Origin of the sequence: Shewanella jiangmenensis, assembly GCF_018596335.1 — a bacterium.
GTDB classification, from domain to species: domain Bacteria; phylum Pseudomonadota; class Gammaproteobacteria; order Enterobacterales; family Shewanellaceae; genus Shewanella; species Shewanella jiangmenensis.
In genome coordinates this window covers 55,102-75,336 of record NZ_JAHEPS010000006.1, presented here as the reverse complement: position 1 = coordinate 75,336, position 20,235 = coordinate 55,102, and the positions used below count along the sequence as shown (strand labels likewise).

The following is a 20,235-nucleotide window of genomic DNA, read 5'->3' as shown; positions in this document are numbered from 1 at the left end:
GCCTCACGCTGTCGCACTGAGTGGGTGGAAAGCTTAAGCCTCGGTGACACACAACGCCGCGCCTGAGCAGCTCACTCTTCAGCCAGTGATGAAAGTTCGGCCAGTGATGAAAGTGCGGAGAGTTCGGCCGCTTCAGAGGTTTAAGAGAGCTCAGAGGTTTTAGATAGCTCAGAGATTTTAGATAGCTCAGAGGTTTAAGAGAGCTCAGCTAAAAAAACGCCCCGCAACTGCGGGGCATTTTTTATATGAACATAAGCAATTATCTGCCGTTTAACCGTTTTTCGGCTTCTCAATGTCCGGCGCTTTAGAAAGCTCTGATTTAGGACGCTGTGGTTTAGAAGGCTGTGGTTTAGAAGGCTGTGGTTTAGAAAGCTGTCGTTTAGAAGATTGTAGTTCAGAAAGTTCTGACCCGGCCCCCCGCAGCCCCATTAGCCTTACGCCCGCACGCTCAAGGATTTCGCGCTGACCGTCGATACCGACATTGTGCCAGGCAAGAATTTCATCGTAACTGCGACCACAGCCGACACAAATGTCGCTGTCATCGAGACAGCAGTTGCGTACGCAAGGTGATGGCAGCTTATCCATGATGCGGCCTACTCAGGCTTTCCCGCGCGGCTTTGCGCTTGCTTGCCCGAGCGGCTGCTTGTTTGATGTTGAGCAATCGGGCGGCTATCCAAACCCGGGGCGCTCAGTTTTTTGACATAAAACGCCTGATTAAGCTCCCTGACTTCCAGCGTCAGACTCGATGCCACCACGCCACAGTCGTCAATCGCTGCCACAAGGGCCGCAAGCAGCGCCTGCTTCTGGCTATCACTGCGCCCCGGCATAATGGCGATATCCACATGAATAAAGCTGTCTGATGCAGTGCCGGTAAGGGCGGCATCCGCTTCAATGGCGCGGGTTTTTACTGAAGATGGCTCAAACAACTGCGATGCCAGCATAGCGCCGTGGCAGGCGCGGGTAAGGCGCTCAGCCACTTGATGGCCGGGGACATTTGCCGAAAAATCGATTTTACAATGGGGCACAAACTACTCCTGAAGCCCGGGCGGTACCGATAGCATTAGTTCATGTAGCATCAGCTCACGTAGCATGAGTTCACGTAGCATGAGTTCACGCCACCGTTACTGCCGTTAAAGACGAGACTTACTCAGACCAGACCGCATATTCATTGCCGCTCGGGCAGCTGAAATGAAACCGCCGCCCACCCGGGAAGCTGAACACAGAGCGCACTATCTGGCCGCCATGGTGCATGATTTGCTCTTGCTTCAGCGCCAGATTATCGCTGTAAAACACCAAGAGCGGCGCCGAACTGGCACTGAACGCTGCCTTGGCCTGATAAAAGGCGCCATCGATGCCACCGTCCAGAAAACAGCTGTACTCCGGGCCATAATCCATAAAGCGCCAGCCAAACGCCGCCGCAAAAAAGGTTTTGGTGGCACTTAAATCCCGGCACGGGATCTCCAGATAATTGATGGTATCGACATTCGCCATGGTGCTGTCCTTTTCAAGGCAATTGACCGGTTAAAAATTAACCCAAAACCAGTTTATCCCTGCACAAGGCCGGCAACAAGACCAATAAGACCGCCAAACACCCCGCCCCACACCACCAGCCAGCCCAGATGCTCGCGGATCATGTTCTGTACCAGCTGTTTTACCAGCTCCGGCGTCAGTTCATCGAGGCGTGCCTGCACTATCTGACCAATCTGCCCTTTGAAATCATTGAGCATTTCCGGCCGTTCAAGCTCGGCGCGCAGTAAATCATGGAATTCATCCGATGCAGCGATATCGGTGATGGAGGCCTTCATTTTTTCTTCAAAGGGCGCCTTCATGGGCGCAAGCGCCTCAACGCCGCCAAACATCGACAACATGCCGCCGAAGGACGACTGGGCCACGGTGGCAACCAGCGCATCAAAGGCCGGGGTTAAATCGACTTTTTCAATCACGCCCGAGAGGTCGAGTGCGCGGTTGCCGGCGCCGCCGGAGAGAAACCGGTCGATGTTTTCGTCGGTAAAAAACTGCTCCATCATCAGATCGTGAATGGCGCGTTTAAAGGCTTCAAATTTGGCGGGAATGACGCCTGAGCCGTAAAGGCCCGGCACCTTTTCAAACAGCATGTGAATGGCAAGCTCGTTGGTAACGGCGCCGGAGAGGGCAAACAGCCCCACCGAGGTCACCAGCGGCTGTGACGAAGCAACCCCGGCAGCGGTCACTGCCGCCGCCAGACCATTGGTAATCAACCCTTTATTCATGCATCCCCCTGATCTTTCACCAAGATGAGTCAACATCTCAAAATGGGCCGCATTCTAACAGGGGTGTCAGTGGCAGGACAATGTCGGCAGCAGCGAGGCGCCTCAGCCTACGTTCATCAGGTCGTAAATATGGCGATCGCCCGTGTCGGTATCGAGTACCACCGAAGTATTGGCATTCACCAGAGTGCGGCGCACGCACAGCACATCCGCTTCCAGCGCAAGCTCCAGCGCTTTTTGCGACAGCAATTGGGCCACGCCCCTGTCACGATAGGCCGGCGTGACGTAGCTGTCGTCAAAATACCAGATGGGTTTTAAATGGATGGATGAAAAAGACGGGTACAGCTGAATAAAACCGATGGCGGAGTGTTCATCCATGGCCACAAATATTACCGAGTCATTTTCCTGCAGCCTTGCCGACAGGAACTCACGGCCACCGATAGGATCGGATGTCTGACCCAGGCTCTGGCGATAGGCGTTAAACAGAGGCACAAGATTGTCGAGATCGTTGTCAGAGGCTAACCGTATTTGCATGCTTCGTCCTTGAAATAACCATGATCAGGCACTTAGAAATGGTTGAGGCTCAAGTTAACACAATGAAAAACAAAAAAACACTGTCGAAAAGTCGAGATTGACCGTCCATTTGTCAGCAATCGTAAACCCTGAGTTTTCGATTTTAGCCCAGCTCAATGGCACCTTTTTCCAGTGTCTATTTCCAGCGGCGTGAAAATGGGGCTTTCAGCGCCGAGGCCGGCGGCGTAAATCCCGGTATTCAAAGGACTGGGCGTGAATGCGGTCCATCTCCAGTGCATTCAAAAAGGCGTATTCGGTAATCTGCGCGACTTTGTCGGCATCACCGAATAAAAACAGCCTGCTGCCCCGCCCCAGGGTGTGACGCGCCTTAAGCTGGGTCTCCACATCGGCAAGCTGTACTCTGTGATGGTCAATCCGCTCACGCTCGGTTTCGGCCGCAATCAGCCCCTGATAGAAAAACTGGCGTTTTTCCAACATGAGTTTAAGCAGCGCCTTGTGCTGATAAAGGTCGCTTGGGTAACGATCGGCGTGATAGAGGCTGATGGGCTTTTGATGCCCACAGTTAAGTGCCTCGCGCACCACGGCCGCAGCCGGGCCAATGCCGCTGCCAAAGGCAACGAAAATAAGCTCATCATTTTGAAAATCAGGCAAATAATGGCTTCGCCCCCACGGGCGGGAAAGCTTAAGGGGCGCGCCAATCTCAAGTGCGTCGCAAAGCCACTGGCTGAAACTGCCGTTACGCTTGCGCCTGACATGCAGGGAAATATGGTAACGGGTATCGGCAGCGGGGAAGCTTACATCGGCAATACCGTAGGTACGGCCAAAGCCCTCACCACCAAGGAGTGACACACACTGACCGGCGATAAAGGGCGACAGAGGGGCAAAGACGGGCTTGGCAGCGTCTGCCTCTGGCGAGCGCACTTTGGGTTCTCCCGCGGAGGACTCCATCAAAGCAGGCGGTATGGCAAAAACCAGCTCATACACCTCAGGCGACAGGCTGCGCCTTGCCACCAGCACTGCCTCGCAAAAACCATCATCTGTGGTCTCAAAACGCATCCCGGGCTTAATGACGGATTGGCAGCCAAATACCCAGCCGTCGGCTTTAAGCTCATCCTCAAGCCCCTTTTGCGCGCGGGCTGTGGGCACGCCGGTTGTGAGTTTCACCAGGCAGCAGCGGCACACGCCCTTGGTGCAGGAATAATTGTGCGCGACACCCAGACGAAGCAAGGCGCGGTGCAGGGTTTCGCCCCCGTGAGCCGGCGACGATGCTTGCTCTGAAGAAGCACTGTTCGAAGGAACTGTGTCGGAAGGCGCTCTATCGGAAGGCTGAGGCTCAGAAGAAAGTGCCTCCAGAGGACGGCCATCAAGGTAAAAGGTGGTCATGCTGAGTGGGCTCTCCATGCCGAATTTGCCATGCCCGATTTGCAATGCCCGATTTGCAATGCCGGGTAGGCAATTCGGGATATGCCATGTCAGATATGCATGCTTGGCGGCTACACAAAAAAGCGCTTCAGGAAGCGGCGTAAAGATGCAATGGCGCCGCCTGCTTGTCAAGCACCTCTCAGCTGCTTATTCAGGAGCGCCACAGGTAATCGCGGTCCGAATAGTCCGCCAGCCATTCGGGCCGGTACACCAGCAGCAAGGTCACCGCCATGCCATTTAACAGCGCCTCGGGAAACATCATCAAAATCGACAGCGACCAGTAGCTGTGCCACAGCACATCGACGCTCACCAAACCCGAGCCCCACAACCACAAGCCCCACAGCCCTTCGTGGGTCAACTGGGAAAGGCCTGCGTTGACAAAGCCACTGACAAAAATCAGCACAAAGGGATTTTTAGGCAGCAGGTAATAGCAGCGGTTTTGCACCACAAAGGCAATAAACAGCGGCAGACACACGCCCATCAGCCCATAGGCGCCCACGAGCAGCGGGTCTTTCAGCACCAACAGGCAGTAAAACGCCGTCGGCAGCAGGGCAAGCACGCTGGCAAGGCGCCAGGAAAACATCAGCATCAGCACAATCAGCCCAAGAAAATGCAGCTGCAGCATGCCATGAATACTGGCATTAAACAGCCACAGCCCCATGATGACCGCGAGAGACAGGGTTACCCGCAGCTGCACCGATTTTTGACCAAGCAGCTGTTTAAGTTGCTGCGATGGCCAAATCAGCCACAGCCAGAGAAGCAGCAATATCAGCCCCAGCAGCCGCGAGCCATCGCCCTGCCACTCAACCGTTTCAAATGCGTGTTGCCAAAATTGCAGCATGAATTCCCTTTGACTCCGCGATTAACATCAGTACTCTTGCTGAGTGTGATTATCGGTGATTTTCGGAGAAAGAATACAGTGTCAGCCAGTTTACGCCTTGTGGCGCTGATGTCAGCCGCAGCCCTCCTTCCACAGCTTGCAGGCTGCAGCTCAGCCCCCTCGCCCGCCGACGTCATGGCGCGTCCGGACGCCAAAATCCGCGACCGCCTCAGCACCAACATAGCCGCTGACGGCCTGAAACTCTTTACCTACACAGTCATGACTGGCAACGACAGCAGTATGGCGGAGGAGGCAGTAAACGCGCCGCTGCGTCAAAGCCGTCAGCAGCAAGGCCGCAGCCCTGGGCGCGCGGTGGCGATGCAACCCGACCTCACCGAATGGACCGAGCAGATTGAACTTGGGCTTGCCCGCACCCTTGAAATGTCTGGCTATTGCCGCGAAGGCAGCGTGGAGCTGAGCCGCTTGATTGAGCGCGACCGCGCCGAAATTCGCGGCGAGTGCAACGAAGGGGCGACCGAGGAAGACAGACGCCGCTTTGCCAATCCGGGCTAAGTTTTGCTCAGAGCAGGTCTCGCCCTGTAGGGCAAAACTGATATGGCAGCAAGACTGCCCCAGCTGCAATGATCCAGCAAAGAGACAGCGCCATTTTACCCATGGGGCATTTTCAGGTAGACTGCGCCGCTTCGCGCTGACGGGCGGAGCGTTGCGGTGCGCATTTTCTTTTTCTTTACTGTAAATGCGCTGCAAATTCGCTTCGAGCGCTGGCGTGCGCGTTTGACAAGTGGCCCTGCCAGCCACTCTTATCCAAGCAGCGACTCTCGTTCAAGCCGGGACTATCATTCAAGACGCTATTCGCATTTTGAAGCAGCAACTCTCATTCAAGGAGCCATATATGAACCGTAAACAGGCACTCATCAAAAAGATGGCCAAGCGCACCAAGGCCCGAGAAAACAAAAAAGAGCACCCAAACCACGGCGCCAAAGACAGGTATATTTCCAAGGCCGACCGCGCCAAACTGGAAGCTGCAGAGCTTGAAACTGCCGAGCTTAAGACTGCCGAGCCAGGTGCTGCCCAGCAAAGTGCTTCTGAACATACTGCTGCCGAGTAAAGCGCTGGCCCTGATGCAGCCGATTAATCGTTACGAATAAGCTTTTGGCCTCTGCCGCCGACGTCACTCTGTGCGGCGCGGCGCAGGGTAGCCCCTCTGGTCGCTGGGAATGCGGCCTGCTCCCGCCGGCTTTTCACCTATCCGTGTTTCATTTACCGGGCTGCCGTCGAGCGGCTTCTCTTCCTCATGGTTTTCATCGCTTTGGTTTTCATCGCTTTGGTTTTCATCGACCTGAATAAGAAACTCGGTGGCGTGGGTCGCGCCAAGGCAGTCCTGCTCTTCAGTTAACTGCGCCATCTGAGTGCAGGAGGATGACAAGGGACTGCTTGCCGCAGGGGTCACTTCGGCAAAATCCACCTCAGTCTCAGCTGCTGTCTTGAGAGGCTCAGTCTTGCGGTGCTCAGACTTAGTGGCCTCAGTGCCCTCCGTGCCCTTGGTAGCCTCAGCGGCCTTGGGTGCCATGCCGTTGACCAGTCGATAAGCGGTAAACACACCCGCTACACCAAACAAAATCGAGCCCAGCACCTGCCCAAGCAACACCCCATGAATCCCGCCCCACTGGGCGCCAAGCCAGATAAAAGGCAAGGTGCCGAGTGTCGCTTTGCCTACGTTAAATAAGGTCGAATACTTGGCTTTGCCAAGGTTATTAAAGGATGCATTGGCGACAAAAAGCGCCCCTGAGAACACAAAAAACACCGCAATATAAGTTAAGAAAAAGCGTACAAAATCTGCCGCATCACCTTTTAAATCAAAAAGATGCACTACAGGCTCTTTTACCAGCGCGAGCAGCAGCGACACGGCCACCACATAGGCAGTGCAAAAAAGCAGCGACTGAGTCAGGCAATCCTTAAGACGGTCGTAACGGCCGGCCCCAAAGTTTTGCCCGACAATCGGGCCAATGGCGCCGGACAGCGCAAAAATCATCCCGAAGGCCACCGGCGTCAGGCGGCCAACCACGGCCCAGCCGGCAACATAGCCGTCACCGAATTCGGCAATGGCACGGGTCATAAAACCGTTACCTATGGGGGTGGCGATGTTGGTCAGCATTGCCGGTCCGGCAATGGCAAAAATCGGCTTTAAATCTGCGCGAAACTCGCCCAACTGTGGTTGGTGCCACAAACCATGCTTGCCAAACACGCCTCGTCCGGCCACAACCATTACCGCAAGACGCGCCAGCACAGAGGCAATCGCCGCCCCTTCAATGCCCATGGCAAAGAGGAAGATAAACACAGGATCAAGCACCAGATTCACGCCGCCGCCCACCAGGGTGGAGACCATCGACAGCTTGGCATCGCCCACAGCCCGAAGCGCCGCCCCAAGGGCCATGGCAAGGCAGATAAAGGGCAGCGATGGCACCAGAATATTAAGATAATCGGCGGCAAGCTCGGCGGTGCGCCCGGAGGCGCCCACCAGAGCGAGCAGCGTGCTGATATTCAAAGTCACGATAACCGCCACCAACACGGACACGCCCAAGGTCAGCATCAGCGCACTCATCAGCAGCCTTCTGGCGCGCTCACTGTCGCCGCTGCCGATGGCGCGGGAGACCTGCGCGCCAAGTGCAATCGAGAGGCCGATACCGATAGACGTGGTGAAAAACGAAATGGTGCCCGCGTAGCCAATCGCGGCGGTAAGCTCATGATCGCCAAGCAGACTTAAAAAGAAAATATCCAGCAAGTCCACCACAAACAGCGCCGAAATCCCCACCGCGGCGGTGGAGCTCATCACCAGTATGTGGCGCAGAATTGGCCCTTCGACAAATTTGGCCTGCATGGGTTTTGCCGCCCTCTTTTCTGGTGCAAGAGTTTCTGGTGCAAGAGTTTCAGGTGCAAAGGGTTCAGACATGAGGTTTTCAGATGCAGGGTTTTCAGATGCAGGGTTTTCAGATGCACTGCCCTGAGACGCAGCCGAGTTTCCGTCAGCAGATGACAATTTGTGTTGTTCAGTCATAGATTCTCTTAAATCTCCTCTGCAAGCTCACTGCCGCAGCGGTTACAAAATCGGGCTTGGGGCTCATGGCCGGTTTTAAGGCAATTACTGCAGCGGCGAAGGTCGCGGCTTCGGCCAATTTCCTGGGAAATCTCGGCGGTCAAAATACCGGTGGGAATGGCAATAATAGAGTAACCAATCAGCATGGTCAGTGCGGCAATGGCCTGGCCCAAATCGGTTTTTGGGGTAATGTCGCCATAGCCCACTGTGGTGATGGTGACTATGGTCCAGTAAATCGACTTGGGAATAGATGAAAAGCCATTTTCAGGCCCTTCAACCATGTACATCACGGCGCCGAGCACCATGATGATAAGACTGACCGAAAAGAAAAAGATAAACACCTTGCGGCTCGACTGCATCATGGCGCGCAGCAGCATGTTGCCTTCGCTAAGATAGCGCAAAAGCTTAAGCACCCGAAAAATCCGAAACAGCCTCAGCACCCGGATAATCAGCGTGAAATTGGCGCCGGGGAAAAACAGCGCAAGGTAACTGGGCAGCACCGACAGCAAATCCACCACCCCATAAAAGCTGCGGGCATACTGCCAGCGGTGGGCGCTGCAATAGAGCCTGAGCAAATATTCCATCGTGAACACCAGGGTAAAAAACCACTCAAGACCGTGGATAAGCTCGCCCCAGCGCTGATTGACGCTTTGCACTGTATCGAGCAGCACCAGGCTGACACTCGCGACAATACACAGGAGTAAAATCAAGTCAAACCAACGGCCTGCCGGTGTGTCTGTACCAAAAATAACTATCCGTAATTTGCGTTTGAGCGCGCTCTCGGCGGCGTCCTGATTGTCGGTCATCGGCTCTCCCCATCCATTGCCCTGACTGTCCTTTGCGCCAAACAGTGTGCCATGTTGCTGCAAAAGGCTCAAAAACTATTGTTTCGGCTGTTTCCAGCACCGCCAGGCTTGGGTAGAATCCCAAAAAAAGCGCCGGAATATGCCGGACAACAAAAGATATTGAGGAAGTCATGTTTCGTCAGCTGTTGATCTGTTCCCTGCTGGTGTCGGTAAGCGCCCTTGCCCAGGCAAGTACCATCCGCCCCGGCCAAAAAGTCGACCTGGTGGTGGTTGATAAATCCGCCTCCAAAATGGAAGTGTTTTTCCGTGGCAAGCTTATCAAGAGCTATCGCATCGCCATGGGTGATAACCCGCAGGGACACAAGCAAAAAGAAGGCGATCAGCGCACCCCGCAGGGCCGCTACACCCTCGACTTCAAAAAGGCCGACAGCGCCTACTACCGCTCAATTCACATCTCCTATCCCAATGAAGAAGATGTGCTGCGCGCCCGCGCATTGGGCATCAAGCCAGGCGGCGCCATCATGATCCACGGTCAGGATCCGAAAAACCCGATGACGCCGGAAGAAGCGCAAAAATTCAACTGGACCAACGGCTGCATCGCCGTGACCAACAATGAAATGGATGAGCTGTGGCAGCTAATTGACCCGGGCACACCGATTGAAATCTGGCCGTGAGCAAACCATGCACTTTGATGAATTAATCCAAAGCCTTGGTGCTTTTGAGGGCAGGATACTTGCCCTCGTAGAGCGCCTTGGCCTCAAGCCACTTGGGCTTGAATGCGACCATATCTCCCTTCGGGTAAACAGCAACGAAGCCGCCGACCGGCTTGCCGATGGTTTTAAAAGGATTGGGGATGTCATCAGCAACAACATGATTAACGGCAGGCCCATTCTTATCATCAAACTGCATGAGCCGCTTAAGCTAGGCAGCATGGCCGTTCGCTGCGTCGAGCTGCCCTACCCCGGCAGCAAGCTCTATCCTGCCGAAGGCTGGGAGCACATTGAGCTGGTGCTGCCCTGTAACGCCCACAGCTGCGACGAGCTTGCAAGCGAGCTGGTTAACATGGTGCCAACCCTCGCGCCTGTGCTTGCGGGCGAAACCGACATCAAGGTCAAGGCGAGCTCACCATCAGGCGAAGCCGAGCGGCTGCCAAACCCCACACTGGCCTTTGGCGCCAATGGCTTAACCGTCAAGGTGCATCCTCACAGCATCGAAGCCATTATCAACAGTGAACAATGAAGGCAGCAGTGAACAGTGAAGGCAGCTGCTGACAAGCAGCCCCTCATACCGCACTCTGTGCTCGTTGTTTGCCCACCCGAACAGACAAACTCGTGATTTGTGCACGCCGGAGGCTTATGCTCGGGCACAATCTTGGGTAAAGTAGCCCGAGGATTGTCCCGGCAGACCGTGCCGGGTGAATAAACCGCTTGATGGAGGATGTCATCGATGGCGTCGGTAAACACCAGAAAACACCCGCAGGGACTCGACTATGTCGAAGTCGAAACCCGTCTGTGCAAAGCGCGCATTTTTTTGCAGGGTGCTCAAATCGATTTCTTTCAGCCAGCCGGCAAGGAGCCGCTGCTGTGGGTTTCCAGCGAAGATGATTACAAGCCCGGCAGTGGCATTCGTGGCGGCATTCCTGTGTGTTGGCCCTGGTTTGGTATGCATTCTGAGCCGGGCTTTGCCCAGCATGGCTTTGCCCGCACCCGCAACTGGAAGCTGACCCACACCCGCATGGCCAATGAAGAAGTGGAGCTGGTTTTCAGCCTCGATATAGCCGAGGAAGACCGTCAGTTCTGGCCCCACAATACCGCCGTGGAAGTGCACTTTCATCTGACAGAAACCCTCAAGGTCACTCTGGTTAACCGAAACCTGGGTGATACCACAGTCAGCCTGACCCAGGCGCTGCACACCTACTTCCCCATCAAAGACATTCACGCACTGACCGCCAAAGGCTTCAGCGGCGCCAAATACATCGAATTCGGTGAAGGCCCCTATGCCCAGGAAGGCGACGAAGTACGCTTCGTACGTGAAACTGACCGGGTGTATACCGACCTTGGTGAAGTGCAGACCCTGCACACGCCCGATGGCGTGATTGAAGTTGCCCGCGAAAACAGCCGCTCAGCCGTGCTGTGGAACCCCTGGATTGACAAGTCCAAGTGGCTTGCGCGTTTTGGCGATGAAGATTACCTGACCATGGTCTGCCTTGAAGCCGCCAATGTGCTCGAAGACAAGGTAGTGCTGGAGCCGGGTCAAACCCACGCACTCAGCACCAGCATCCGCTGGCTCTGACGTTTAAGGCGTAAAGCTTAAGAATTAGTCACAAAAGCGAAAACGCGCCCGACGGCGCGTTTTTTCTTTGGTGCTTTCAAAAACCTTCACTGCAGCGTCAACTCCGCCCTTGCTTTTCAGCGCTTGCTTTTTAGCCCGTGATTTAATCCTGACTTTTAACACTGAGATTTAATCCTGACTTTTCGGCCCGAGACGTAAGCCTGACTTTTAAGCTTGAGCTTAACGCCCACTTTTTAAGCTTCAGTTCAGCTTGGCCGGATTTCTCATTGTATATCCTGAACGTTCGTGCAAGTTTCTTAACAGCATTATAACAATAATGAGGATAACTCATGCACATCAAGACTCAGGAACATACATTCAATCTGCCAACAGGCAAACCCCGTTGGCTGCTGCCAACCATGTTGGCGCTGGCAGTCGGGATGCAGCTCAGCGGCTGTAACAGCGACGACAGTGAGCCTGTCACCACACCGGACGTGCCGGTGGTGACGCCGCCCACAGGCCCAAGCTTCCCCGCCGGCGCCATCATGATTGAGGCCGGTGACAACCTCACCAGCCGCATTCAGGAAGCGCTTATCAATGCCCAAAGCGGCGATGTGATAGTGCTGCCAAAGGGCAAATTTGATATTCAGTCTACCTTGCTGTTTGACGGCGACGTAGACGGCGACGGTGCCTTTGCCAAAAACGTGACCCTGATGGGTTACGGCATGAACGACACCATACTCAACTTTGCCAATGCCAATTCCGGCGATGGTATTTTTGTGCAGAACGCCATGCAGATCACCATCAAAGATCTGTCGGTGTATGAAGCCAAAAACAACGGCATCAAACTGAAAAACACCAACGGCATCATACTGCGCAACGTCGGCGCCATCTGGGAAGGTGCGCTCGACAAAGACAACGGTGCCTACGGCCTGTATCCGGTGGAGTGCGAAAATATCCTTATCGAAAACAGCTACGTACGTGGCAGCGCCGATGCGGGTATTTACGTTGGTCAGTCTGAATACATAGTGGTTCGCAACAACATCGCCAAAGAAAACGTGGCCGGTATCGAGATTGAAAACAGCCGCTACGCCGATGTGTACAACAACGAAGCCATGGGCAACACCGGCGGTATTCTGGTGTTCGATCTGCCCATCAACAACCACAGATACGGCTCAAGCGTCAGAATTTTTGACAACAAGGTCTACGATAACAACACCCATAACTTCGCCAACGCCTCGGCAAACCCCGCCGGTGTGCACATAGTACCGCCCGGCACCGGCGTGATTGTACTCTCCACCAGCGACGTGGAAATATTCAACAACGAGATTACCAACCACGACACCCTGGGCCTGACGGTATCAAGCTTCTTTATTGCCGAGCCGGAGATCAGCGACTTTGTTGCCAACTACGGCCAGCCCGGCCAGGCGATTGAAGATGGCTGGCGTCCGGTGCCGCGCAATATCTATGTGCACGACAACGCCATCAGCGGTTATGGTCAAAAGCCAAATGGCTATCTTATCAAAGACATCATCAACGCCTTCGTACTGACCCACGGCGCCATGCCAGGCATTCTGTACGACGGTTTGGGTGAGCTTTTGGCCAACAACGGCACCGCCGCCTACCTGGGCCTCAAAGAGCTGCCCTTCAATCCGGACGGCAGCGATAACGTCTGTATGCAAAACAATGGCAACGTGAGCCTGGGCCAGCTCTACGGCAACAGCAATACCGACCTTGGCATTGCCGATGTCTTGTACGAAAAAACCCAGACCAACCTGATGAAATGCGCCCAGGTGAGCTTACCTGTGCATACAGTGACCTTCGGCGAGCAGATTTTTGGCTGCGGCGTGGATGACAACACCGCCGGCTGCGATGGCGGCAACCTGATTGGCGGCGGTGGCACCATAGGCGATGGCGACGGCGGTATCATAGGCGATGGCGATCAGAGCCTGTGTACCACATCGGCTGGCGGCGTAAACTGGAATGCCCTTGCCAAGGCAAACTGTCCGAAACTGTCGCAATATCAGCTTTTTGCCGATGCCAAAGACCCAACCAAGAATGCCAATGGCGGCATGCCTTACGATCTGTCTACCCAACTGTTCACCGACTACGCCAGTAAGTACCGCTTCGTGTTTGTACCGGACGGCACCAAGGCCAAGTACAGTGAAAACGAGGCGTTCGACTTCCCGGTCGGCACTGTCATCAGCAAAACCTTTGCCCTGCCCGCCGATACCTCCAAGCGCGGCATTGCCAACGAAGATCTGATTGAAACCCGCCTGCTTATCAAGCGCGCCAGCGGCTGGACTGCCCTGCCGTACGTGTGGAACGCCGATAAATCCGAAGCGGTACTGACCAAGCCAGGCGCCATTCAGGCCAAAACCGTGGTGCATAACGGCAAGTCACAAACCTTTGATTACGTGGTGCCTTCCATCAACCAGTGTAAGCAGTGTCACCAGTTCAAGGCCGAAGGTGAAGAGTTCCCCCGTTTTGTGCCAATCGGTCCCAAGGCGCGCTTCCTGAACTCAGACTTTGCCTATAACGATGCCACAGTGAACCAGCTTGGCCGCTGGCAGAGTGCCGGTATTCTGGAAGGTATGCCTGAGCTTGCCACTGTGCCCAAGGCGCCCGCCTTCCACGATGGCGATGTGAGCAAGATTGCCACCATGGACAACGACACCCTGATGCAAACCGCCAAGGGGTATCTGGACATCAACTGTGCCCACTGTCACCGCCCCGAAGGCAACGCCTCCAACACTGGCCTCAAGCTTGAGTACTGGCGCGCCTATAGCGAAGACAACGGCTACTCACACGGCACCTGTAAGCAGCCTGTTGCTTACGGCGGCGGCAGCCTCGGCTACGACGTGGTACCCACCAAGCCAGACAGCTCAATCCTGCATTTCCGCATGGCGAGCACTGAGCCCGGTGACCGCATGCCTGAAATTGGCCGAAGCCTTGCGCACACCGAAGGCGTGGCGCTGATAAACGAGTGGATCAAACGTCTGCCGGTTGCGCCCTGCTCTAACTGAGTGGCCTAACCAAGCGTAAGTAATATCCATCACAAGGCCGGGGCAACCCGGCCTTTTTATCTGGAATGATGATGAAATTACTCTCTTTTTTATACCGTCCAGGCAGTGGCGCGGCTTTGATGGCGAAGGCCCGGATGGCACCAGCACTGATACTTGCACAGATAGTTGCACTGGTGCTTGCACTGATACTGCAAGGCTGCGGCGGCGGTGATGGTAAGACTTCGTCCCCCACAAGCCCGCCAACGACGCCACCAACGACGCCGCCGGTAAGTGGCTCGGTGTGTGACGCCACTCACGGCGCCATCAATCAAACGGCGCTGATGAGTGAAAACTGCCCAAAACTTTCGGATTATCGGCTGTTTGCCGATCCCGCAAACCCCAACGCCGCCCCCAACGGCCGTGGTATCGCCTATGAACTCGCCAGTGAGCTTTTTACCGATTACGCCATCAAGCGCCGTTTTGTGTTTTTACCAGAGGGAGCCACGGCGCAGTTTACCAACGGCAAAATTGAATACCCGACAGGCACGGCACTGGTGAAAAGCTTCTCACTGCCAGCCGACACCAGTGAAACCGACCCGGGCAGCGCCAAACTGATTGAAACGCGGCTCCTTATCCGCCGTGACAGCGGCTGGACCGCACTGGTGTATCTGTGGCAAGGCAGCGAAGCCGTATTAAAGGAAACCGGCGCAGACGTTTTGCACAGTATGAACCGCGCGGCCGAGCGGCTCGATTTCAGTTACCACGTGCCAAGCCGCGCCGAGTGTAAACTTTGCCATCAAACCCAGCAGGACTCCGTCGCGGTAATTGCGCCCATAGGCCCCAAGCCGCTCCTGCTCAATAAAGACATACCGACCCCCGCAGGCGTACAAAATCAGCTGCTGTACTGGCAATCAAAGGGGCTTCTTACCGGCCTTGGCGATGTTGCAGCGCTGCCGAAAACCTGGGGTATTACCGAACAAAGCAAGGATTTGACCGCCCGCGCCAAGGGATATCTCGACGCTAACTGCGCCCATTGCCACAATCCAACGGGCTTTGCCAGTGTGTCGGGCTTAAGGCTCGGTTTTGAGGTCGACAGTCAAAGTTATCAGTACGGGATCTGTAAGCAGCCGCCCGGCTGGGATGGCGGCGCGCGCGGCCTTTCTTACGACATAGTGCCCGGCAACAGTGACCATTCCATCCTGGTGTATCGCCAGACGCTGGATGCGCCCAAAGACCGAATGCCGCCCCTTGGCCGCAATCTGGTGCACACCGAAGCGGTAACTGAAATCAGTCGCTGGATAGATTTGATGGCGCCATCGATTGGCAATTGCCAATAAGGTGTGAGGTTTAAGGCTCAGTGCAAATACTCAGGCTGGCCGCTTAAGTAGAGTTCAAGCGAGATGAGTAAAGTTCAAGTCAGATGAGTAAAGTCCAAGCCGCAGTAGCCCTACCCAAACATTAACGAAGCAATCCAGGGTGAACTACTGCGCCTTTGGCGCGGCGGATTTTGTTGGCTCTTTGGCAACCAAACGGGCAAAGCGGCCGGGCGGCGCGCCAAGCCAGTGCTTGAAACTGGCGCGAAAATGACTCACATCGGTAAAGCCCAGCCGCTCGGCAATATCGTCAACCCCTAGCTCACCTTCCAGAATAAGGCTGATGGCGGCCTGACTTCGAAGCTTGTCCACCAGGCGCTGATAGCTGCAGCCATTGTCCGCAAGCCGGCGGCGCAGGGTACGGTCGCTCATACCAAGCTCGCCGCCAAGTTCAGCCAAGGTCGGCAGCTCCGGCATATGGGCTTTAAGTGCCCCAAGCACTGTGTCGATAAAAGAAGGTGTTGTCAGTGCATCCGGCGCTTTTTCGGCGTCACTGAATTCAAAGGTGAGCGGCAGCGACAGGGTATCAAGCGCCACCGACCACTCACAAAAGTCCGCATTAAAGCTCACCTCGCAGCCGCACAAAACTGACAGCTCATCCCCGGGGTGCGCCTCGCCCTGCAGCGCCACATGCAGCAGCGGAAAATCGACGCCGCAAAGCTCCCGCCCAAGCACCACAATGGCGCCGAGACTGTGCTGAAAGTGACAGATAAACTGCGCCGCCGGTAACCTTGCGGTATTAAGCCAGCGCACGGTCAGCCTATCTGCGCTCCAGCTTATCAGGCTGTCGTTCATGGTGCCGGCCCATTCGGGGTTGTCATTGAGCAGTAAAAAACAGTCCTTTAACGTGGCGCAGTTTGCGAGCAGCGACTTTAAAAAGCCAAGCTCACTCACCCGATAATCCGAGGCAGCGATAAAGCCGATGGCCGGATTGTCGGACAAAGAACACAGCGCCTCCATCGCCCCCTGCACCTGCCACACAGGCACCAGGGTCATCGACGGCAGCAGCTCATAGGCAACGCCGAGCCGCTCACAGATGTCGCTGTGTGTGGCATCGCCAAACAGCTGCCTGATGGCCCGCAGAATTTGGCAAAGCTCCCAGGCGGGGTAGCCCTGATCCCCTATCCGGGCTTCGGCTCTGTATAAAGCTGACTGCATAGTGTCAAAAAATCCGAACGTGCGTTTAATGTCCTGTATATCTTATTTGGCTGATGTTGAAAACCCCGCCGGAATACGAAAAAGCCTGCAACTGCAGGCTTGGTGTAGAGCGGATTGGGCTAAGAAGGCGTGGTCTACAAGCCCAAAGCTCAGCGATGACGTCCCTTCTGCTCAGAATGCTTAAGCAGCATCTGCTCCCGCTGACTGTCGGTAAAGGTCAGCACCTGCGTCTGCAAGGTGTCAATCCAGCTTGAAAACTCGCCCTGATAATTGGCGGCAAAGTCATTCAGGGCGGCCTTATAGCCGGTAAAATCGTTGTGCTTGAGATGTTCAGTCATCGCCAGCAATTCAGCCTGATGGCGCTCAAACAAAAAGCGCACCGCCAGATCGCTCCAGCGATACACCTTGTCGGTGCCATCACGGTAACTGGTTGAAAAAATTGATGACAGCGTCGGGCGCCGCGCTGCGCGGGTGCTGAGCGCCAGGTTAACCGCGCTGGCATTATTGCTGCCAAGTGACAGGTATTCAGCCAACCCCTCGGCCCACCACACCATGCTGTCAGGGTAGAAATTAAAGCCGCCGTAGCTGACAAAACGCCCTTCCAGATAATGGATGTACTCGTGTCTTAAGTTCCAGATCTGAAATTCCGGTCGCAGCCAATCGGCCTCATGGGCATAAAAGCTCGCCTGATTGCCGGGCGCGGCCGGATTACCTTCTATATAAATGCCGCCATTGTTGGTATTGATATTGAAAAGTTCATAGCCGTATTTGTCGTACTGGGTGTAATCGTCAAACACCACCACCCGCAGGCTGTCGTTGTCATCATCGGCGACCGGCGTGCCAAAGGTCTGCATGCGCTGATGAAAATCAGTTTCCTGGCTTGAGAGCTGCGCGCAGGTATCGGCCACCTGTGGGTCGGTCATGTCCTGCGCCCACAGATTAATGGTTGCGCTGCAGGCCACTCGCACAGGCAACACCACATCGGGATCGGCAGGCTCGGTGGGGCCCGTGCCCGGACGGCCTTTCGCGTCGGCGGCCATTGACAGTGAACTCAGTAAAGCAAGCAGCAAAGCTGCCGACAGGCGGGATGAATGGGGGTGCATGGGTTCTCTCCGGTTGTTATGCTTTTGTTGTGTTATATTGTATATTTTATTTCATGATTTTCAGCAACAAAAAACGCCAACCGCAAGTTGACGTTTTTTCACCTCATAACACCGGCCAAGTTAACGAAATAGACAGGTTAACGAAATGGGTCAGCGGACGAAACGGGCCAGCCGCTTAACAACCTCATCTCGCGAGCCGCGCTACTTTCACAAACGCCGTGCTTTCATAAACGGCCTACTTTCACAAATGCCCTACTCTCACAACAGGCCTAGTCTCACAACCGGCCTAGTCTCAGACACAAAACAACCGGCGCAAAAGGTTACAGGCCCAGCAGCGCCACCAGCCCCGCTTCGTCCATCACCCGAATACCCAGCTCCTGCGCCTTGGCAAGTTTGGAGCCCGCCGCTTCGCCGGCCACCACGCAATCGGTGTTTTTAGAGACGCTGCCCGCCACCTTGGCGCCGAGGGCTTCAAGTTTGGCTTTGGCATCGTTGCGGCCAAGGGTGGTGAGTGTACCGGTCAGCACCCAGGTTTGCCCAAGCAGCGGCTGTGCATCCGCCGAAGGCTTTTCGATGGCAGGCCAGTTGACCCCAGCGGCGATAAGCGCATCTATCACCTCAAGATTGTGGGGCTGGGCAAAAAAGTGCGCTACGTGCTGCGCCACCACAGTGCCCACGTCTTCAACCTGCATCAGGGCGTCCACATCGGCCGCTTTGATGGCATCGAGCGTCAGAAAATGTTTGGCAAGGTTTGCAGCTGTCGCCTCACCTACTTCGCGGATCCCAAGTGAATATAAGAACTTGGGCAAAGTCGTGGTCTTGGCCGCTTCGATAGCAGTCATCAGATTGGCCGCGGACTTGGTGCCCATGCGCTCAAGCATAGTCAGCTTGGAGACGTTGAGCTTAAACAGATCGGCCGGGCTTTCCACCAGCTCCTTGTCGATAAGCTGCTCAACCACCTTATCGCCCATGCCATCGATATACATGGCCTTGCGGGAGGCAAAGTGCTTAATCGCTTCACGGCGCTGGGCCTCACAAAAAAGCCCGCCGCTGCAGCGTGCCACCGCCTCGCCTTCAATGCGCTCCACCAGCGAGCCGCACACAGGGCAATTATCGGGAAAGCAAATGTCGCGGGCATCATCGAGGCGCCGCTCAGGCACCACGGCCACGATTTGCGGAATAACGTCACCGGCGCGGCGAATAATCACGGTATCGCCAATCTTCACCCCAAGACGGGCAATTTCATCGCCATTGTGCAGCGTGGCGTTCGACACAGTCACGCCGCCCACAAACACAGGTTTCAAGCGGGCAACCGGGGTCACGGCGCCGGTGCGGCCCACCTGAAAATCAACCTCTTCCAGCACTGTCATTTCTTCCTGCGCCGGAAACTTAAAGGCAATCGCCCAGCGCGGCGCACGGGCGACAAAACCAAGCTGCTGCTGGGCGCCTATGTCATTGACCTTGATAACCACGCCATCGATTTCAAACGCGAGGCTTGCGCGGCGCGACAGAATGTCGTGGTAGTAGGCCATGACCTCATCAAGCCCCTGACAAAGCTTAACTTCTTTACTCACCGGCAGACCAAACTGCGCCAGCTTGTCGAGTTGCCCCTTGTGGCTGTCGGCAAGTGTCGTATCCGCGCCTGCATCGTCCTGCACCACACCAAGGGCATAGGCGTAAAAAGCAAGCGATCGCTCGGCGGTAATGCGGCTGTCGAGCTGACGCAAACTGCCAGCGGCAGCGTTGCGCGGATTTACGAACTCCTTCTCGCCACGCGCTCTGGCGCGCGCATTAAGCGCATCAAATGCCGCCTTGGGCATAAAGACTTCACCGCGCACTTCGACCAGCGCCGGAATGGCATCACCGATAAGCCGAAGCGGCACCGACTTGATGGTACGCACATTGACTGTGATGTCTTCACCTATGGCACCATCGCCGCGGGTCGCGGCGCGCTCAAGCAGGCCGTTACGGTAAATAAGGCTTACCGCCAAACCATCAAGCTTGGGCTCGGCGCAGTAAACCTGCTCTCCCACCTTGTCGGCAAGACGCTTGTCAAAGGCGATAAAGTCTTCTTCATTGAAGGCATTATCGAGACTCAGCATCGGCTTTAAGTGAGTCACCTGCTCGAATTTATCCAGCGGCGCGCCGCCAACTCTCTGGGTCGGCGAATCGGGGGTGGCAAGCTCAGGGTGCGCCGCCTCGAGCGCTTTGAGGCGATTCATCAGCCGGTCGTACTCCGCATCCGGTACGGACGGCGCATCCTCGACATAATAGGCAATGTTGTGGCGGTTGATTTCGGCGACCAGCGCCTGAATTTCTTGCTGAACCTGCATAGTGAAACCTTTGAAACACGCGGGGCCGCTAGTGCGGCCCCATGCTAAA

The 20,235-nt window shown here is 55.5% G+C and carries 19 protein-coding genes; 7 read left to right on the top strand and 12 right to left on the bottom strand.

Going from position 1 to position 20,235, the window contains the following annotated elements; all coding sequences use genetic code 11:
* Nucleotides 1-270 precede the first annotated feature (270 nt).
* The 7 genes from KJI95_RS19655 to KJI95_RS14760 all read right to left on the bottom strand — a co-directional run bounded on the left by KJI95_RS19655 (nt 271) and on the right by KJI95_RS14760 (nt 5,043).
* On the bottom strand, nt 271-585 hold the full coding sequence (locus KJI95_RS19655) for a DUF1289 domain-containing protein (RefSeq protein WP_214507973.1): 315 nt from the start codon (nt 583-585) through the stop codon (nt 271-273).
* An 8-nt stretch (nt 586-593) separates the two neighbouring features.
* Complete coding sequence (locus KJI95_RS14785) at nt 594-1,025, bottom strand: tautomerase family protein (protein ID WP_214507972.1); 432 nt, start codon at nt 1,023-1,025, stop codon at nt 594-596.
* Between the two features lie 118 nt (nt 1,026-1,143).
* Nucleotides 1,144-1,491: a VOC family protein gene (locus KJI95_RS14780; RefSeq protein WP_214507971.1), complete on the bottom strand. Its 348-nt coding sequence runs from the start codon at nt 1,489-1,491 to the stop codon at nt 1,144-1,146.
* 53 nt (nt 1,492-1,544) lie between these two features.
* Entirely contained in the window at nt 1,545-2,249 is a 705-nt protein-coding gene (locus tag KJI95_RS14775; protein WP_214507970.1) for a DUF445 domain-containing protein, read from the bottom strand.
* A 102-nt stretch (nt 2,250-2,351) separates the two neighbouring features.
* On the bottom strand, nt 2,352-2,780 hold the full coding sequence (locus tag KJI95_RS14770; RefSeq protein WP_214507969.1) for a GNAT family N-acetyltransferase: 429 nt from the start codon (nt 2,778-2,780) through the stop codon (nt 2,352-2,354).
* A gap of 204 nt (nt 2,781-2,984) precedes the next feature.
* Nucleotides 2,985-4,163: a 2Fe-2S iron-sulfur cluster-binding protein gene (locus tag KJI95_RS14765; RefSeq protein ID WP_214507968.1), complete on the bottom strand. Its 1,179-nt coding sequence runs from the start codon at nt 4,161-4,163 to the stop codon at nt 2,985-2,987.
* A 190-nt stretch (nt 4,164-4,353) separates the two neighbouring features.
* On the bottom strand, nt 4,354-5,043 hold the full coding sequence (locus tag KJI95_RS14760) for an energy-coupling factor ABC transporter permease (protein ID WP_214507967.1): 690 nt from the start codon (nt 5,041-5,043) through the stop codon (nt 4,354-4,356).
* 78 nt (nt 5,044-5,121) lie between these two features.
* Here KJI95_RS14760 and KJI95_RS14755 point away from each other — a divergent pair, with 78 nt between their 5' ends.
* Together KJI95_RS14755 and KJI95_RS14750 are read left to right on the top strand one after the other, a co-directional pair.
* A complete protein-coding gene (locus KJI95_RS14755) occupies nt 5,122-5,595 on the top strand; it encodes a hypothetical protein (RefSeq protein WP_349356745.1) in 474 nt (157 codons plus the stop codon).
* A gap of 340 nt (nt 5,596-5,935) precedes the next feature.
* Nucleotides 5,936-6,151: a DUF2986 domain-containing protein gene (locus tag KJI95_RS14750; RefSeq protein WP_214507966.1), complete on the top strand. Its 216-nt coding sequence runs from the start codon at nt 5,936-5,938 to the stop codon at nt 6,149-6,151.
* A gap of 63 nt (nt 6,152-6,214) precedes the next feature.
* Here KJI95_RS14750 and KJI95_RS14745 read toward each other — a convergent pair whose 3' ends face one another.
* A complete protein-coding gene (locus KJI95_RS14745; RefSeq protein WP_214507965.1) occupies nt 6,215-7,921 on the bottom strand; it encodes an MATE family efflux transporter in 1,707 nt (568 codons plus the stop codon).
* Nucleotides 7,922-8,106: 185 nt separating this feature from the next.
* A complete protein-coding gene (locus KJI95_RS14740) occupies nt 8,107-8,943 on the bottom strand; it encodes an ion transporter (RefSeq protein WP_214507964.1) in 837 nt (278 codons plus the stop codon).
* 170 nt (nt 8,944-9,113) lie between these two features.
* Here KJI95_RS14740 and KJI95_RS14735 point away from each other — a divergent pair, with 170 nt between their 5' ends.
* From KJI95_RS14735 to KJI95_RS14715, 5 genes are all read left to right on the top strand, one after another.
* Nucleotides 9,114-9,617 (top strand): L,D-transpeptidase family protein, encoded by a 504-nt coding sequence (locus KJI95_RS14735; protein ID WP_214507963.1) that lies wholly within the window; start codon nt 9,114-9,116, stop codon nt 9,615-9,617.
* Between the two features lie 7 nt (nt 9,618-9,624).
* A complete protein-coding gene (locus KJI95_RS14730; RefSeq protein ID WP_214508097.1) occupies nt 9,625-10,182 on the top strand; it encodes a VOC family protein in 558 nt (185 codons plus the stop codon).
* Between the two features lie 207 nt (nt 10,183-10,389).
* Nucleotides 10,390-11,235 (top strand): D-hexose-6-phosphate mutarotase, encoded by an 846-nt coding sequence (locus KJI95_RS14725; protein ID WP_214507962.1) that lies wholly within the window; start codon nt 10,390-10,392, stop codon nt 11,233-11,235.
* Nucleotides 11,236-11,564: 329 nt separating this feature from the next.
* Nucleotides 11,565-14,240, top strand: a complete 2,676-nt coding sequence (locus KJI95_RS14720; protein ID WP_250885863.1) for a parallel beta-helix domain-containing protein — start codon at nt 11,565-11,567, stop codon at nt 14,238-14,240.
* Nucleotides 14,241-14,374: 134 nt separating this feature from the next.
* Entirely contained in the window at nt 14,375-15,556 is a 1,182-nt protein-coding gene (locus KJI95_RS14715) for an SO2930 family diheme c-type cytochrome (RefSeq protein ID WP_250885862.1), read from the top strand.
* A gap of 144 nt (nt 15,557-15,700) precedes the next feature.
* Here the strand turns inward: KJI95_RS14715 and KJI95_RS14710 are convergent, their stop codons facing one another.
* From KJI95_RS14710 to ligA, 3 genes are all read right to left on the bottom strand, one after another.
* A complete protein-coding gene (locus KJI95_RS14710) occupies nt 15,701-16,750 on the bottom strand; it encodes an AraC family transcriptional regulator (RefSeq protein WP_214507961.1) in 1,050 nt (349 codons plus the stop codon).
* A gap of 149 nt (nt 16,751-16,899) precedes the next feature.
* Entirely contained in the window at nt 16,900-17,853 is a 954-nt protein-coding gene (locus tag KJI95_RS14705; protein ID WP_214507960.1) for a collagenase, read from the bottom strand.
* Between the two features lie 320 nt (nt 17,854-18,173).
* Nucleotides 18,174-20,186 (bottom strand): NAD-dependent DNA ligase LigA, encoded by a 2,013-nt coding sequence (gene ligA / locus KJI95_RS14700; protein ID WP_214507959.1) that lies wholly within the window; start codon nt 20,184-20,186, stop codon nt 18,174-18,176.
* Nucleotides 20,187-20,235: the final 49 nt, after the last annotated feature.